Raw genomic sequence first — 17,034 nt, forward strand, 5'->3', positions numbered from 1 at the left:
AATCGTCCGGTAGAACAAAAGGCCCATCGGCCGTGGACCTGGAAAACGCGAAGTCATTTGCGAGGCCGACGCCGTTCTTCGTGAGCTAAGCTTCGAAGGATGCCATTCCAATTCGTTCAGGAGTGCTTAGCGTGATCCCCGAACCTGGACAACTCGTCGAAGTGCGCCGACGGCGCTGGGTCGTCGGCGACGTTCGCGCCTCCTCACTTGAAGCGAGCGGCGCGTCGCACGTCGTGCGCGTCACGTCCGTCGACGAGGAAGGACCGCGCGACGAGCTCGACCTCGTGTGGGAACTCGAACCCGGCGCGCGCGTCTTGGAACGCGCGGGCTTGCCGAGGCCGCGGAGCTTCGACGACGCAACCGACCTCGACGCCTTCTTGGACGCCGTGCGGTGGGGCGCGGCGACGAACGCCGACCGCTCGCTGCTTCAAGCGCCGTTCCGGTCGGGCGCGACCATCGAAGACTACCAACTCGACCCGGTCGCGCGCGCCGTGGACATGGCGCGCGTGAACCTCTTGATCGCGGACGACGTGGGGTTAGGCAAGACGGTCGAGGCCGGGCTGGTCGTGCAAGAGCTGCTGCTGCGGCACCGCGCGCGCACGGTGTTCGTCGTCGTGCCGGCGTCGCTGCAAGTGAAGTGGCAAGTCGAGATGCGCGAGAAGTTCGGGCTGGAGTTCCGCATCGTCGACACCGAGTACTTGCGCGACTTCCGTCGGCGCCGCGGCATTCACGCCAACCCTTGGACGTCGTTTCCGCGCCTCATCACATCCATGGACTGGGCGAAGAGCGGCGAAGGCTTGCGCTTGCTCGAAGACGCTTTGCCGCCGCACGCGACGTACCCGCGGCGCTTCGACGTCTTGATCGTCGACGAGGCGCACAACGTCGCGCCGTCGGCGAGCGAACACTACGCCGTCGACAGTCAACGCACGCGCTTGATTCGCAAGCTCGCGCCGCACTTCGAGCACAAGCTGTTCCTCAGCGCCACGCCGCACAACGGCTACCAGCAGTCGTTCACGTCGCTGCTCGAACTGCTCGACGATCGACGCTTCTCGCGTTCCGTGCCGCCCGACCCGCGGCAGTTGCAGCAAGTGATGGTGCGGCGCCTCAAGAGCGACCTCGTGGACGCCGAAGGCCGCGCGCTCTACCCGAAGCGCGAGTTGCGCGGACTCGAAGTCGCGTACGACGACGAGGAACGCGACGTGCAGCGCCTGCTCGCCGCGTACGCCAAGGCGCGCTTGGACGCGTCGAGCGGCACGCGGCACGAGTACGCCACGACCTTCGTGCTGAAGCTGCTCAAGAAGCGTCTGTTCTCGTCGCCGCGCGCGTTCGCCAAGACGCTCGCCGAGCACCGCGCGAGCCTCGCGGGCGCGCGCGAACGCGTCACAGCGAACGACCTGGACGAGCGCATCTTGCGACGCGCGCTCGCGCGCGCCGAGGAAGACCACGCCGACGACGAGGAAGCCGAACGCGCGCTGGACGAAGCGACGCGCGCCGCGAGCGGCGCGTCGACGCCGCTCGCGGTCGAGCAGCGCGCGCTGCTCGACCGCTTGACGGCGTGGGCGGAACGCGCGAAGAACCGCCCGGACGCGAAAGCGCGCGCGCTGCTCGCGTGGCTGGAACGCGAAGTCCGCCCGGGCGGCGCTTGGAACGATCGCCGCGTGATCCTCTTCACCGAGTACCGCGACACCATGGCGTGGCTGGAAGAGATCCTCGTCGCGAACGGATACGGCGGCGACCGCCTCGCGAAGTTGCACGGCGGCCTGCCGCACCCCGAACGCGAAGAGGTCAAGGCGGCGTTCCAAGCGAGTCCGGCGGTGTCGCCCGTGCGAATCTTGCTCGCCACGGATGCCGCGTCGGAAGGCATCGACCTTCAAAATCACTGTTCGACGTTGCTGCACGTCGAGATTCCGTGGAATCCGAACGTCATGGAGCAACGCAACGGCCGGGTCGATCGGCACGGGCAGAAGGCGTCCGTCGTGTCGATTTGGCATCCCGTCGGGAAGCGCGGCGGCAGCGACGACCGCGACGTCGACGACTCGGAGTTCCTGCTGCGCGCCGCGAGGAAGGTGGACGCGATTCGCCAGGACCTCGGCAGCGTCGGTCCGGTGCTCGCGCGCCGCATTGAGGAGGCGATGCTGGGCGGCGCGAAGACGCTCGACACGACGGACGCGGCGCGCAAAGCGGAAGCGGCGCGCGGCTCGCTCGCCGTGGAGCGCCGCTTGCGCGAACGCGTGGCGGACTTGCACGCGAAGCTCGTCGAGTCGCGCGACGACTTCGGCCTCGCGCCCGAGCGGGTCGCGCGTGCCGTGGCGCTCGCGCTGCGCCTCGACGGTCAGCTGCCGCTCGTGCCGACGACCTTGCCGGGCGCGCCCGACGGCGCGGTGTTCGACGTGCCGATCGCGACGGGTTCGTGGGGTCGTGCGAGCGCCGGGTTGGAGCACCCGTTCACGAAGAAGCGCCGTCCGATCACCTTCGACCACGCGGTCGCGAAGGGGCGCGACGACGTCGTCCTCGCGCACTTGGAGCACGACCTCGTGCAGCTCGCTTTGCGCCTCCTGCGCGCCGAGGTGTGGTCGTCGGAAGGGAGCGCGCGCTTGCAGCGCGCCGCGGTGCGCGCGGTGCCCGACGCGTTGCTCGCGACGCCCGTCGTCGGCGTGTGGTCGCGCCTCGTCGTCACGGGCGGCGACCACCGCCGGTTGCACGAGGAGTTGACCTTCGCGGGCGGCGAGCTCGGGCACGACCGTTTCGTGCGCGTGCCGCAAGTGACGCGCTTGCGCGACTTGGAGCGCGCTTCCACGCCGACCTTACCGAGCGAGGCCTTGTTCGGCGCGCTCGTCGATCGCTTCGCGCGCCACGAGGAGCAGATTCGCGCGGCCGTCGAAGCGCGTTCGCGCGACCGCATGGCGACCCTCGTCAACACCTTGGAGCGCCGTGCGAAAGCCGAAGCGGACGACGTCGTACGCGTGCTCGCCGACTTGGAGGGCGCGTTGCGGCGCGAGATCGAGCACGAGGAGCCGCTGCAACCGATGCTGTTCACCCCGCCGGAAGCCGAGCAACTGCGACGCGACCGCGCCGCGTTGCGCGAGCGCTTGCGGCGCATTCCCGAGGAGCGCGACCGCGAACTCGAAGCGACGCGCCTTCGCCACGCCGACCCCACGCCGCGCACTTTCCCCGTCGCGGTGATCTTCCTCGTTCCCGAATCCACCTCGCGAGGTCGCGCCTGATGCCTACCTTTCACGACACCGACTCCACCCTGGATTGGCTTTCGCTCGTCGACGTCGCCGGCGCTTGGTTCGCCCCGGACGTCTTGCGCGACGAATTCCCGCAAGGCCTCGACACGCCCGACCCGGCCGCGCGCCGCCGCGCGCACGCGGCGTGGCAGGAGTGGCGCGCCGCCGTCGACGACGAGGACGCCCTCTTGCCGGGCTTGCACCGCGAGTGGGTGAAGCTCGTCCTCGACGAAGTGCTCGGCTGGCGCGCCGGCGTCCTCGGCGACGTCGAGGACGACGCGTTCGCGCATGTCGTGCCGGAGTCGGGCGAGACGCTACGGCCGACCTTCGTCGTGGGCCGCGCGGGCGGCGCGCCGAAGATGCTGGTCGTCGTGCACGACGCGAACGTGGCGCTCGACAAGCCGCTCGCGAACGCGCGCGGCGCGGCGTCGCCGTTGGAGCGCGCCGCGACGTTGTGCCGCGCGCTCGGCGTGCGCGCGGCGCTCGTCACGAACGGCGAGCGTTGGACGCTGCTCGACGCGCCGCTCGGGGCCGTGTCCGGGCACGTGTCGTGGTTCGCGCGCTTTTGGTGGCACGAACCCGTCACGTTGCGCGCCTTCGCGTCGTTGCTGAACGCGCGCCGCTTGTTCGGCCGCGAGGAAGGCACGCCGTGGGCGCTGCTCGACCGCTCGGCGGAATTCCGCGAGGACGTCACGTCCACGCTCGGCGAGCAAGTCGAGCGCGCCGTCGAAGTGCTCGTGCGCTCCCTGGACCGCGCGAACCGCGACAAGAACGGCGCCTTGCTGCGCGACGTGTCTCCGGCCGAGCTGTACGAAGCGGGCTTGACGGTCATGATGCGGCTCGTCGTGCTGCTGTGCGCCGAGGAACGCGGGCTGCTGCTGCACGGCGAGCCGACGTGGGACGAAGGCTACGCCGTGTCGACGCTGCGCGGACAACTCGACGAAGCGGCCGATCGCGACGGCCCCGCCGTGCTCGAACGACGGCACGACGCGTGGAGTCGCTTGCTCGCCACGTTCCGCGCCGTGTATGGCGGCGTCGAGCACGAGTCCGTGCGCTTGCCTGCCCTCGGCGGTTCGCTGTTCGACCCGGACCGCTTTCCCTTCCTCGAAGGCCGCGCGAAAGGCACGACGTGGAGAGGCGCGCCCACCGAGCCGCTGCCGATCGACAACCGCACGGTGCTGCTGCTGCTGTCCGCGCTGCAGAAGCTGGAGCGCGGCGACGGCGCGCAACTCCTGTCGTACCGCGCGCTGGACGTCGAGCAGATCGGACACGTCTACGAAGGCCTGCTCGAACGCACGGTCGCGCGCACGACCGAACCCACCCTGGGATTGGAAGGCTCGAAGAAGGCGCGCAACCCGAACGTCACGCTCGCCCGCCTCGAATCCGCCGCGTTGGACGGCGAAGGCAAGCTCGTCGACTTCCTCGTCGAGGTGACGGGTCGATCGAAGTCCGCCCTCGCGAAGGCCGTGAAGAAGGACGTCGACGACCACGACCGCGCGCGCTTGCTGCGTGCGTGCGAAGGCGACGTCGCCCTGATGGAGCGCGCGCTGCCGGTCGCGCACCTGCTGCGCGTCGACGCGTGGAAGGAACCGGTCGTGTACCCGGCGGGCGCGTTCGTGGTGACACGCGGCGACGACCGCGGCGCGACCGGCGCGCACTACACGCCGAAGGCCCTCACCGAGAAGGTCGTCGCGACGACCCTCACGCCGCTCGCGTACCACGGCCCCGCCGAGGGCGAGCCGCCCGACGCATGGCGTCTCAAGACGCCCGGCGAACTCCTGGACCTCAAGATCTGCGATCCCGCGATGGGTTCGGGCGCCTTCCTCGTGCAAACGTGCCGCTGGCTCGCCGAACGGCTCGTCGAAAGCTGGGCGAATGCCGAAGCCGCCGGTTCGGTCGTCGACGCCTTCGGCGAGGTGCGCGACGCCACGAGCGGCGCGGAACCCCTCGCGAACGACGCGGAGGAGCGCTTGCTGCTCGCGCGCCGCCTCGTCGCCGAGCGGTGCGTGTACGGCGTCGACGTCAACCCGTTCGCCGTCGAACTCGCCAAACTGTCGCTATGGCTCGTCACGCTCGCCAAGGGACGCCCGTTCGGCTTCCTCGACCACAACCTTCGCCACGGCGACAGCTTGCTCGGCTTGCACCATTTGGAGCAGCTCACCGAGTTCGCCATGACGCCGACGGGCAAAGCGCGCCTCTTCGCGGGGAACGTCGAGGCCGCCGTGAACCGCGCGGTCGAAGCGCGCCGTCGCCTGCGCGCCACGCCGATTCGCGACATTCGGGACGTCGACGCGATGGCTTCGCTAGACGCCGAAGCGCGCGCCGTGCTAGAACGCCCGCACCATGCCGCCGACGCCTTGATCGGGGAGGCTTTAAAGCACGCGGGCACGAAGAACGCCTTGAACCCGGCGTTGAACCTCGTTTCCGGCGACGTCGGGCGGATGCTCGAAGGCGATGCCCAAGCCGCGAAGACCGTGACGGACCGGGCCGCCGCCTCGCTCGCGACTGACTTGCCCAGCAAGGGTCGGCCGCGCCGCCCATTTCATTGGCCACTCGAATTTCCCGAAGTATTTGTGCGTGAATATGGTGGTTTCGACGCCTTTGTCGGCAATCCTCCATTTGCTTTTGGCAAAGACGTCTCAACTACAATGGGGAGCAGCTACAATCATTTTTTGGCAAATCGAAACAGTCACGCAACAAGAAATATTGACTTGTGTGTACATTTTTTACTTCTCAGCTCTACTCTTGTCAGACGACAAGGGACCATAGGACTGATAGCGACCTCCTCGATAACCGAGGGCGAGTCTAGAATATCTGGATTGAAACATATTATTGAAGGCGGATCAACTATCTATTCTGCAAGCCCTCGAAGGAAATGGCCAGGCAAAGCCAATGTATTTTTCTGCTTGGTTCATATCATTTCTGGAGCCTGGAGGGGCACTAAAAATATTGACAATTTACAGGTTCAAGAAATCAATTCTTTTCTTGAACAAGAGAATGATTGGGAGTGCAAAAGTCTATTAGAAAATGAGGGAAAGGCATTTAACGGGGTAATTCCAAACGGGGATGGCTTTTTCTTAAGTATCGAGGAAGCAGAGCGATTGCTGAAAAATCCGATCAATTCTCGCTACATCAGACCGTTTCTGATCGGCAAAGACCTAAATAGTAGCCCAAGTCAAAAACCGCAACGCTATATCATAGATGTCAACGATCTAAACGAAGGCCAACTACTTAAACTCGATGAAATTCATAATATTCTTGAGATGCGCGTTAAGCCTCATCGATTTGAGATAAGAAGCAGTAAGCCATCTTTATGGAAGCAATGGTGGATTTATGAAAAGAATGCAAAAGCATTGGCAAAAGTGCTTCCAAAATATGCAGAGGTTTTGGCAATATCAAGGGTTAGCAGTTCTTGCTCTTTCGCTTTTGTCCCCTCTAACTACGTCTTCGACAGCGCAGTAGTTGTAATCCCAACTGAATCAAGAGCGCTATTTGCAGTCTTGCAAAGCAATCTTCATTTGGTGCATGCCTGGAGATATGGAGGCCGACTAAAATCCGATCTACGGTACAGCCCAACGATGTGCTTCACAACATTCCCAATTCCACACTCGATTACTTATGACGATGATCTCGCAAAATCCGGCCGACGCCTTGAAAACTTGAGAAGGGATTGCATGGAATCCAGAGGTATTGGACTTACCGCACTACTGCGGCTTGTAAATAGCAATGATTGCAACGATCATGATGTGAAAGAATTAAGAAATGAAATAGTGAGTAATGATAAAATAGTAGCAAAAGCATACGGAATCTACTTTGACTTAAATCATGGTTTCCACGATGTATCGTACTTACCCGAGAATGATCGGAGACGTTTCACGATTTCGGAAGTTGCACGGTTAGAGGTTTTAGCTCGCCTAGCGAACCTGAATTTCGAGTACTACGAGGCAGAGCAAGCGAAGGCGACCCTGCCCGTGAAGGGCCACGCCAAGAAGTCCGGTAAGGCGGACGCGGCGACTGTCGACGACAAGCAACCCGACTTGTTCGGTACCACCACTGCAACCTCGCCTTCGGACCGCGCGACCGCGATCGCGGCGTTCCTACGCGAGCGAGGGGGATGGCACGGCAAGGACGCGATCGTGACGAACTTGAAGCTGCCGGACTCGGCGTGGAGCACAGCAATCGCGCAGCTGCTCGACGCGGGCCTCGTCGAGCGCGAAGGCGAGAAGCGCGGCGCGAAGTACCGAGCGAAGTCGTGAAGGACGATCGGAAGGAGAAGTCGAACATGACGAACGAAGCAAGGCGACGGGGCGGCGCGCTCGAACGTCCCCCTCGAATTCCGAGCGCGTGGCTCGCGAGCCTTGACGCCTTCACGCGGCTCGACGAGCACACGTTGGCATTGCCGGGCGACCGCGAGCGGTGGCGCGATGTGGGCGAAGGCGACGCGGTCCTCGTGGCCGAGGAGCACGGCGAGGAGTGGCGCGTGGTCCACGTGGGCCGCGTGTACCGCGTGCGGTCCACGAGCGCAGAGACGACCTTGTACTTCGACGTGTCGCGCCGCGTGGACGGCGAGCCGTCGCTGGCGTCGCTCGGTTTCGACGGGCACGATCCGCGCGTCCTCGTGGCACGCGTGGACCAGGCGGCGTTCGCGAAGGCGGTGCGCGACGCCACGGGCGCGGCGTGGGAAACGCTGCCGACGAGCGACGATCAGGCGTACGTGCGCGAGCTGCTGCGACTCGCGCTCGTCGACGACTTGCTCGGCCCGGCCGACGGGCCGCACGAGGAGATCGTCGAGATGAGCGTGCGCGACCGGTACCTCGTCGGGAAGCTCGCGCCCGTCGACGTGATCGCGAATCCCGTCGCGACGCTCGACGCCGACGAGGACGCTGGCGCGCCGATCGACTTGCGGCCGCTCGAAGGCGTCGCGGCGGACCCCGGGCAGGCGTTGGAGGGCGCGTCGGGCCGCCCGAATCCCGAGGAGGAAGCGTCGGAGCTCGACGCGTCGCGCAACGCGTCCATCGTGCCGTCGTCGTTCGGCTTGACCTTCTGCGTGGACGCGGACGCGACGCACGTGGAAGTCGAAGCGACGTGGGGACGGTACGAACGCCGCGAAAGCGAACGGCAAACCGACCCTCGAACGCAACGCCCGATGCGGGCGTGGAAGCGGATTCCATCGGGCGGGAAGTTCGCCTTGAGCTTGGACGGCGCGATGATCGAGCCGATCGCGCCGGACCCGGCGTGCCCGGGCGTCGTCGTGCGCGGTCGCGTGCGCCTCTCGCCGAACGGTCGCGACCGCCTCGTGACGCTGTTCCTCGTGAACACGCAACGCGAGCCCGACGCGAACGTGGACGCCGCGTGGCTCTTCCAACCCGAACTCGTCGTGCGCGACCTCGGCCGCGACGGATCGTTCCGGCGCCGCCCGCCCTTGGAGGAGGACGGCACGGACGCGGAGCGCGCGGCGCTCGCGATGCTGTACCGCGAACACGTGGAGTTCGCCGTGGGGCACGGCGTGGCCGTCGCGGCGCGCGTGTCGCTGTTCGATTTCGAGCGCGCGACGGAAGTGCGGACGCGGGTGATGCCGAGCTACGAAGTGCCGATCACGGAGACGCCGCCGCTCGACGGCGTGCCGAGCGACTTCCTGGACATGCGCCGCCTCGCGGCGATGGACCGCGAGACGCTCGTCGCGGGCTTCGACGCCTTCGTCGCGTCGTACACGGCTTGGATCGCGGCGCAGCGCGCGAGGATCGCCACCGACGTCGCGGGCTGGGAGGACACGGCGAACGCCGCGCTGGAGCGGTGCGAGCACGTGCGCGACCGCCTGAGGGAAGGCGTGGACGTGCTGCGGCACGACGACGCCGCCCTTGAGGCCTTTCGCTTCGCGAACCTCGCGATGGCCGATCAGCGCGTTCGTTCCATCTTCGCGTTGCGTCGCCGCCGCGGCGAGACGTTGACGGTGGGGGACGTGGACGTGCCGCGCAACCACTCGTGGCGTGCGTTCCAGTTGGCGTTCGTGCTGCTCGGCGTGCCGTCGCTCGCGAACCCGGCGCACAAGGACCGCACGAGCGACGTGGACGCCGAGGCGGATTTGCTGTGGTTCCCGACGGGCGGCGGGAAGACCGAGGCGTACCTTGGCGTGGCGGCGTTCGCGATGGCGATGCGCCGCCTTCGCCCCGACCTCGGCGAACTCGACGGTTCGCGTGGCTTGTCGGTGATCATGCGGTACACGCTGCGGTTGCTGACGATGCAGCAATTTCAACGAGCGAGCGCGTTGATCTGCGCGATGGAGCGCTTGCGCGCGGCCGAGCCGACCGTGTGGGGTCGCTCGCCGTTCCGCATCGGTCTGTGGGTCGGGCAGAAGAGCACCCCGAACACCGTGAAGGAAGCGCACGAGGCGATTCAGGCCGAGAGAAACGGCAAGCGGCCGCGCGCCGCGAGCCCCGCGCAACTCACGACGTGTCCGTGGTGCGGCGCGGAGATCGACCCGAAACGCGACGTCGTGGTGGACGCCGAGCAGGGCGCGACGAGCTTGTACTGTTCGGACGTGGTCGACGCGTGCCCCTTCGCCGACACGAACGGGCCCGGGCTGCCGGTCGTGGTGGTCGACGAGGAGCTGTACCACCGCCCGCCGTCCATGCTGATCGCGACGGTCGACAAATTCGCGATGATGGCATGGAAAGGGCAGGTGCGCACGCTGTTCGGACGCGTGGAAGCCGAGTGCCCGCGGCACGGGTTGTTGTGGCCGGACTCGGAGTGCAACGGCGCCCACCCCGTCAAAGGGAAGCTACCGGCGACGACGGTGCGCAAAGTCCGGCAGATTCGCCCGCCGGACTTGATCATCCAAGACGAGTTCCACCTCATCTCGGGCCCACTCGGGACCATGGTGGGGCTGTACGAGACGGCGGTGGACGCGTTGTGCTCGTGGCGCCTGGGCGACGCCACCGTGCGCCCGAAGGTACTCGCGTCGACCGCGACGGTGCGCAAAGCCGAAGAGCAAGTCAACGGGGTGTTCCTGAGGCGCGCGACCGTCTTCCCGCCGCACGGCGTGGACGTCGGCGACAACTTCTTCTCGCGTCGAACGCCGACGAGCGAGAAGCCCGGGCGCTCGTACCTCGGCGTGTGCGCGCCCGGCTCGTCGAAACCCGCGATGCTCATCCGCGTGTACGTCGCGCTCCTCACGGGCGCGCAAGCCCTCTTCGAACGCTTCGGCGCGGCGGCCGACCCGTACATGACTCTCGTGGGGTACTTCAACGCTCTGCGGGAGCTCGGCGGCATGAAGCGCTTGTGCGAGGACGACGTGCAGACGCGCTCGTTCCGCGTCAGCATGAGCGCCATCGAACGGCCGGGCCTCGTGCAGCGGTCCGTGCGCGAAGTCGTGGAGCTCACGTCGCGCGTGTCGAACCGCGACATCCCGCTCACCTTGGATCGCTTGGAGACGAAGCACAAGACGGCGTGGTCGAAAGGCGAGGCGCGCGCCGTGGACGTCGTGCTCGCCACGAACATGCTCTCCGTCGGCGTGGACGTGAACCGCCTCGGCCTCATGGCCGTGAACGGTCAACCGAAGACCACCGCCGAGTACATCCAAGCGACGAGCCGCGTCGGCCGCTCATCGCCCGGCCTGGTCGTGACGGTGCTGTCGTGGTCGCGTCCGCGAGATTTGTCGCACTACGAGACCTTCGAGCATTACCACGCGACGTTCTACCAGCACGTCGAAGCGCAGTCCGTCACGCCGTTCGCGCCGCGCGCCCTCGACCGCGGGCTCACGGGCACGCTCGTGAGCTTCGCGCGCCTCGGGGGCCGGGAGCTCAACGCGAACGTCGGCGCGGGCGCGCTCGACGACGTGACGCGCGCGGAAGCCGTGGAGGCGACGGCGCTCGTCGCGCGGCGCGCCGGTCTCGTGACCGGCAAGCACGCGGCGAGCGACGACGCGCGCGACATGACGCGCGCGCGCTTCGATCTCTGGGTGCGCGAAGCGAAGCGGCCCGGGCGCGACCTCGGGTACCAGGAAGGCACGGGTACCGTCGCGGCGTTGTTGCAGTCGCCGAGCGCCGCGACGTGGACGGAGACGACCGTGCCGATGTCGATGCGCGAAGTCGAGCCGAGCGTGCGCCTCGTGATGGACAAGTCCAAAGCGCACGACGGCCCCGCGTGGCGCGCCGCGCTCACCGAGGACGAAGGAGTCGAAGCATGACGAAATTCACCACCGCGCCCGTCGGGACCGTGCGGCCCAGCCAGTTGCTGTGGACGTACGGGCCCGGCGCGCTCGTGGACTTGCCGAACTTGTCGGTCGTCACGATGGGCCTCGACCAGTGGCGCGAAAGCACATGCGAAGTCGTGGACGAACCGCGCCTCCTCGCGGCCGTGCGCCGCACCCTCGGGCCGCAAGTCGAGCGTCTTCGCAAACCGCCCGTCGCGGACGACGACGTGGACCCGTTGTCCGCGGAGGCGCACCAAGGCGTGCCGGTGCGACCGTTCCCGCGTTGGTTGCGTTGCGTGCGGTGCGGTCTGCTCGGCGAGTTCGACTCAGGGTTGTTCGACCTCGACGCCGACGCGTTCCGACCGGAACGTTCGTCGTTCGTGCACACAAACTGCGAGAAGGGCAAGCGCAGCGACGCCGTGCCCGCGAGGTTCCTGCTCGCGTGCGAGAACGGGCACCTGGACGACTTCCCGTGGCATTGGTTCGTGCATGGCGGTCCGAGCGACTGCGGCGGCACACTGCGTTTTTTCGAGCGCGGCGCGTCGCTGCAGACGGAGAACTTGTGGGTGCGGTGCGACACGTGCGAAGCCGCGAAGTCCCTCGCGCACGCGTTTGGCGAGGAAGGCCGGCGCGCGCTGCCCGCGTGTCGCGGTCGACATCCGCACTTGGATCGGTACGAGGACGGGTGTGAAGCGCGGCCGCGCGCCGTGGTGCTCGGCGCGACGAACACGTGGTTTCCGGTGACGCTGTCCGCCCTCGCGATCCCACTGGCCGAGGACAAGCTCGGACAGTTCGTCGAAGACGCGTGGGAAGACCTCAAGGACGCGGAGGATGCCAGCGAACTGCGTGGTGTGCTGAAGACGTTGCGCAAGCGTGGGCACTTCCCGGCGCTCGACGCTTTGACGACCGAGGAGGTGTGGGACGCGGTCGAGCGCAAGCGGTCCGGGGCGAGCACCGCGACGTCCGACGCCGCGTCGACCGAGGACATGAAGCGGCCTGAGTGGACGGTCCTCACGGCCGCCCCGGCGGCGTCCTCGTGGCCGCACTTCCTCTCCGAGCGCGTCGACGTGCCGACGGCGTTCGCGTCGACGATCGCGTCGGTGTCGCTCGTGAAGCGTCTGCGTGAAGTCAACGCGCTGCTCGGCTTCACGCGCGTCGACTCGCCGGAGGAGGTGCTGGACGTCGGCGCGCGCGACCGTGTCGCGTCGCTGACGGCCGCGCGCCCTCGCTGGGTGCCGGCGTCCGAAGTGCACGGCGAAGGCGTGTTCGTGCGTTTCGACGAGGCGGAACTGCGCAGGTGGGAAGCGCGTCCGGCAGTGCGCGAACGCGACGAGCGCTTGCGGCGCGGGCATCGAGGATGGCGCGCGAGCCGCGACCTTCCGCCCGACGCGCACTACCCAGGCGTGCGGTACGCGATGCTGCACTCGCTCGCGCACCTGCTGATTCGGGAGTTCGCGTTGGAGTGCGGGTACGGCGCGGCGAGCATTCGCGAACGCGTGTACGCCGACGCGGACGCGGCCAGTCCCATGGGAGGCTTCTTGCTGTACACGGCCGCGGCGGACGCGGACGGCACGCTCGGCGGGCTCGTCGAGCTCGGCAAGCCCGAGAACCTCGGGCGGGTGCTCGCCCAAGCGCTGCGGCGCGCGCGCGTGTGCTCGTCGGACCCGTTGTGCTCCGAGCACGACCCCGGTCAGGATCGCTCCTTGCACGCCGCGGCGTGCCACGCGTGCGAATTCGTCGCCGAGACGTCGTGCGAGCGCGGCAACCGCTACTTGGACCGCGCGTTGCTCGTGCCGACTTTCGAGTGCGTGGACGCCGCGTTCTTCGGAAGAGCGTGACGTGACGATCCACACGACGAGCGCCTTGTGGGCGGCAGTGGCGCGCGTCGCCACGACGCTGCCGATCGAGCGTGTCGAGCAACTCGCCGGCTTCGTGCAACGCGCGCCCGGACCGCGCGCGATCGCGAACGCGCTGCCAGGCGTGCCGTCCGACGCCGTGACGGCCCTTGGTGTCGTGTGGAAGGACGTGCCGACGTCCGGCGCGGAACTCGCGAGCGCGCTGCGCGCCGCGGCCGCCACGGCGAGCGCGGCGCGGCGCGCGACGGACGTGTCGCTCGCGTGGACGGGCCCGACCACGACGTTCTTGTCGGTGCGGCACACGGAACGCGTGCTGGTCGAACTCGTCGACGCCGCGCGCGAGCGCGTCTTCGTGGCGAGTTACGTGGCGTACGACGTGCCGAGCGTCGTGGCCGCGCTCGACGGCGCGTGCGCGCGCGGCGTGAACGTGTCGATCTTGCTGGAGACGTCCGCCGCCAAAGGAGGAAGCTTGTCGGTCGATTCGATCGAGAAGATGCGCGCCGCCGTGCCGCGCGCGACGTTGTACGAATGGAACCCCACGCGTCGCGTCGGTGCGGTGCACGCGAAGGCCGTCGTCGTGGACGGCGCGGCTTGCCTCGTGACGAGCGCGAACCTCACGACGGCCGCGTTGGAGCGCAACATGGAACTCGGCGTGACGATTCGCGGCGGGCGGGTGCCGGAGCAGCTCGATCGGCACTTCCGCGCGCTCGTCGACACGTGCGTGCTCGTTCGAGCTTGAACGACACGCCCGCGCTGCTAGAGTGAAGTCGATCACGGTGCCGACTCCTCCTTCTCACCCCGACCCACGTCCTCATCGGAACAGCACGGTCGTCGACCTCTTCTGCGGCGTCGGCGGCCTCACGCACGGCTTCGTCGCCGAAGGCTTCCACGTCGCCGCCGGCCTGGACGTGGATTCGTCGTGTCGACACGCGTACGAAGCGAACAACGCGGGCGCCACCTTCTTGGAGAAGAGCGTCGACGATCCGAGCGTGCCCGACTTGCTGCGCGACCTCTACCCGCGAGGGCGCACGAAAATCCTCGTGGGGTGCGCGCCGTGCCAGCCGTTCTCGTCGAACAACACGAAAGGAAAGCAGACGGGCGATTGGCGGTTGCTCGGTGTGTTCGGCGACCTCGTCGCGGCCGTCGAACCGGACGTCGTGTCGATGGAGAACGTGTCGCGCCTCGCGACCTTCCGCGGCGGCGAGGTCTTCCGCGGTTTCGTGTCGAAGTTGGAAGACCTCGGCTACCACGTCGCGTGGGACGACGTGCACGGCCCCGACCACGGCGTGCCGCAGCGCCGCAAGCGTCTGCTGCTGCTCGCGTCGCGTCTCGGTCCGATCGAGTTCGAACCGCCTTCCCGCTCGCCCGACACGTACCGCACGGTTCGCGACACGATCGGCGCGTTGCGTCCGCTGCGCGCCGGCGAACGCGACCTGGCCGACCCGTTGCATTGGGCGGCCGGGTTGACGCAGCGCAACTTGGAGCGCATTCGCGCGTCGAAACCCAACGGTTCGTGGCGCGATTGGGACGAACACCTCGTCGCCGACTGCCACCGCAAGGCCAGCGGCAAGTCCTTTCCGAGCGTGTACGGCCGCATGGCGTGGGACGAGCCATCCCCGACGATCACGACGCAGTTCTACGGGTTCGGCAACGGCCGCTTCGGCCATCCCGAGCAGGACCGCGCCATCTCGCTGCGCGAAGGCGCGCTGCTGCAGACGTTCCCGCCCGGGTACGAGTTCGTGCCGCCCGAAGGCCCGTGGACGTTCGAGCACATCGGTCGGCACATCGGCAACGCCGTTCCGCCCGAGGTCGGGCGCGTCGTCGCTCGGTCGATCGCGGCGCACCTCGACGCGACCGCGGCGTCGACGGAGGCCGCGTCACGCGGCCTCGTCGTCCAGTAAGCGCAGCACGCGTTCGACGACGTCGTCGAGTCGCTCCTCGACTTCGTGCTCCCAGACGCGAAGCACCCGCCACCCGAGCGCCTGGAGGTCGGCGACGTTGCAGCGATCGCGTTCCATGTTCCGCTCGACCTTCTCGCGCCAGAACGGCTTGAGCTTGTGACCGCGCTCCTCGAATCGCCATCCGTGCCAGAAGTCGCCGTCGACGAACACGGCGACTTTGCGGCGCGGGAATACGATGTCCGGCGAGCCGGGCAGCCCCTTGACGTTCTTGCGAAATCGAAGGCCGCGGCGATGCAACGCGGATCGAAGCGTCACTTCGATGCCGGTGTCGGCGCGGCGCACGTTCGCCATGCGCGCCGCGATCTGCTCGCGGGTCATCGGTGTCTTCACATCGATCATGATCGTGTACGACCGCGTTGGAAACGTGATTCGCGCATGACGACACGCGAGAGGGAGGACGACGCGACCTTCGCGTCGTCCTCCCTCTCGCTCGCGCACGTCAACTCAAGTTGACGTGCCAGTGCAACCAAAGCTCGTTCATGTGCTCGTGAATCCGCTGCAAGCGTTCGACGACGCGCGGAGCCAAGAAGGGCTGCAGGAGCGCGACGTCGAGGCCTTCGCGCACGACCACGCCGACTTGGTAGTACTCCCACGCTTCGGGCTCGGAGCCGTAGAACACTTCACGGAAGCGTTCGCGCGCCGCTTCGGGCGACGTCGCGTTCACCACCATGATTTGACGCAAGAGGCCCTCTCCCGTTGCGAAATACTCGAGATACACGGTATACGTCATGTCAGTTCGCCTCCCTCGCGTCGGCGTCGCGCAGCGCGAGCAGCGACGCGCGCATGTCGCGCGGCACGCCGCCTTCGACGAGCGTGGCGTACGCGTCGACGAGTGCGTCACGCGCACCCGCCTCGCCGTCCTCGTCGAGCGCGGTCGCGAGCCGGGCGCGAACCGTCACGGCGGTCCGCGCGACCGACAGCACGTAGTCGACGTTCTCGAGCGCGCGTCGCAAGTGCGCTTCCGCCTGCCCGGGCGTGTCGAAGCGCGGCACCGCGCGCGCGCCGAGGTCGCGCGGTGACACGGGCTCCAGGACGTCGAATCCGTCGATCGGCGCGGCGCGGCCGCACACGACGACCGCGCGGCCCACGCCCGCGCACGCGATGACCTTGAAGGCCGTGACGACGAGCTCGAAATCGCTCCCGGCCGTGCGCGCCGCCTGCAGGTCGTCGCCGCCGTCGAAGAGTACGACGCGCGTGTCGTGCGCTTCGAGCGCCGCCGCGACCGCCGCGAAGGTCGCGTTCGCACCGCGCGGCACGCCGAGGCCGAAGTGGACCAGCAGCGCGCTCAGCACGCCGAGCGGCGTGGGTGGCGCGTCGAGTCGCAGCGTGACCGTGCGCTCGGCAAGGTCGCCGCGCGTGAGCGCGCGCACGTCCACGTCGGGAACACCCTGCGGCACGCGCAGCCACGACAACCGTGCGCCCGGCGGGCCGTCGCGCGCTTCGCGAAGTGCGGCGCGCGTCCCGGCACGCCAGGCGTCGAGCGACGCGCGCGTCACGCGTTGCCTCGTGCGCCGCGCCGGCGCGCGACGACGTCCTGAGCCCAGGTGGTCCAATCGCGCGCGTCGTCGGGATCCGCGCCGGACAGCGCGTGCCGCGAGAGGGGCACGTGGGCGGCGGCCAGCACACGCTCCGTGTGCACGTCGTGCACCGTGAGACGGCCGACGTACATGTCGTTCACGCAGCGAACGCGGGCGAAGTGGCGATCGTCGATCGTGCGGCTCCACACGTCGACGGTGAGAGTCGGTCGAGTCGGTCGGGTTTTCATGAAAACTCCTGAATCAGCACGTCGCGCGTGT

10 protein-coding genes are annotated in these 17,034 nt (G+C 67.7%); 6 read left to right on the forward strand and 4 right to left on the reverse strand.

What is annotated here, in order from left to right; translation table 11 throughout:
* Positions 1–131: 131 nt before the first annotated feature.
* Genes drmD through DES52_RS14550 form a run of 6 tightly spaced genes read left to right on the forward strand, consistent with a single transcriptional unit; the run spans position 132 to position 15,178 of the window.
* A complete protein-coding gene (drmD, locus tag DES52_RS14525; RefSeq protein ID WP_110887542.1) occupies positions 132–3,224 on the forward strand; it encodes a DISARM system SNF2-like helicase DrmD in 3,093 nt (1,030 codons plus the stop codon).
* Complete coding sequence (locus DES52_RS14530) at positions 3,224–7,486, forward strand: type IIL restriction-modification enzyme MmeI (RefSeq protein WP_110887543.1); 4,263 nt, start codon at positions 3,224–3,226, stop codon at positions 7,484–7,486. Before drmD ends, DES52_RS14530 begins: the two co-directional genes overlap by 1 nt.
* Positions 7,487–7,512: 26 nt before the next feature.
* On the forward strand, positions 7,513–11,415 hold the full coding sequence (gene drmA, locus DES52_RS14535; protein WP_110887584.1) for a DISARM system helicase DrmA: 3,903 nt from the start codon (positions 7,513–7,515) through the stop codon (positions 11,413–11,415).
* Positions 11,412–13,259 carry a DUF1998 domain-containing protein gene (gene drmB, locus DES52_RS14540; RefSeq protein WP_110887544.1) on the forward strand — a complete coding sequence of 616 codons (1,848 nt, stop codon included), beginning with the start codon at positions 11,412–11,414 and terminating at the stop codon, positions 13,257–13,259. The genes drmA and drmB overlap by 4 nt, the downstream gene beginning before the upstream one ends.
* Before the next feature lies 1 nt (position 13,260).
* Positions 13,261–14,016: a DISARM system phospholipase D-like protein DrmC gene (gene drmC / locus DES52_RS14545; RefSeq protein ID WP_110887545.1), complete on the forward strand. Its 756-nt coding sequence runs from the start codon at positions 13,261–13,263 to the stop codon at positions 14,014–14,016.
* Positions 14,017–14,053: 37 nt separating this feature from the next.
* Positions 14,054–15,178 (forward strand): DNA cytosine methyltransferase, encoded by a 1,125-nt coding sequence (locus DES52_RS14550; RefSeq protein WP_110887585.1) that lies wholly within the window; start codon positions 14,054–14,056, stop codon positions 15,176–15,178.
* Here DES52_RS14550 and DES52_RS14555 read toward each other — a convergent pair.
* The 4 genes from DES52_RS14555 to DES52_RS14570 all read right to left on the reverse strand — a co-directional run bounded on the left by DES52_RS14555 (position 15,155) and on the right by DES52_RS14570 (position 17,003).
* Positions 15,155–15,568 (reverse strand): very short patch repair endonuclease, encoded by a 414-nt coding sequence (locus DES52_RS14555; RefSeq protein ID WP_425451129.1) that lies wholly within the window; start codon positions 15,566–15,568, stop codon positions 15,155–15,157. The two genes, DES52_RS14550 and DES52_RS14555, sit on opposite strands and share 24 nt — an antisense overlap.
* 109 nt (positions 15,569–15,677) lie before the next feature.
* Positions 15,678–15,968 (reverse strand): hypothetical protein, encoded by a 291-nt coding sequence (locus DES52_RS14560; RefSeq protein WP_110887546.1) that lies wholly within the window; start codon positions 15,966–15,968, stop codon positions 15,678–15,680.
* Between the two features lies 1 nt (position 15,969).
* The gene (locus DES52_RS14565) at positions 15,970–16,734 is read right to left on the reverse strand and encodes a hypothetical protein (RefSeq protein ID WP_110887547.1); all 765 of its coding nucleotides are present in this window, start codon (positions 16,732–16,734) and stop codon (positions 15,970–15,972) included.
* A complete protein-coding gene (locus DES52_RS14570) occupies positions 16,731–17,003 on the reverse strand; it encodes a hypothetical protein (RefSeq protein WP_110887548.1) in 273 nt (90 codons plus the stop codon). The genes DES52_RS14565 and DES52_RS14570 overlap by 4 nt, the downstream gene beginning before the upstream one ends.
* Between the last annotated feature and the right edge of the window lie 31 nt (positions 17,004–17,034).

The organism is Deinococcus yavapaiensis KR-236 (genome assembly GCF_003217515.1).
Classification (GTDB): Bacteria; Deinococcota; Deinococci; order Deinococcales; family Deinococcaceae; genus Deinococcus_A; species Deinococcus_A yavapaiensis.

Excerpts from the sequence above, each read along its gene's own strand:
- DES52_RS14530 (WP_110887543.1), top strand. The coding sequence starts at position 3,224 with ATGCCTACCTTTCACGACACCGACTCCACCCTGGATTGGCTTTCGCTC.
- drmA (WP_110887584.1), top strand. The coding sequence starts at position 7,513 with ATGACGAACGAAGCAAGGCGACGGGGCGGCGCGCTCGAACGTCCCCCT.
- drmB (WP_110887544.1), top strand. The coding sequence starts at position 11,412 with ATGACGAAATTCACCACCGCGCCCGTCGGGACCGTGCGGCCCAGCCAG.
- DES52_RS14560 (WP_110887546.1), bottom strand. The coding sequence starts at position 15,968 with ATGACGTATACCGTGTATCTCGAGTATTTCGCAACGGGAGAGGGCCTC.
- DES52_RS14570 (WP_110887548.1), bottom strand. The coding sequence starts at position 17,003 with ATGAAAACCCGACCGACTCGACCGACTCTCACCGTCGACGTGTGGAGC.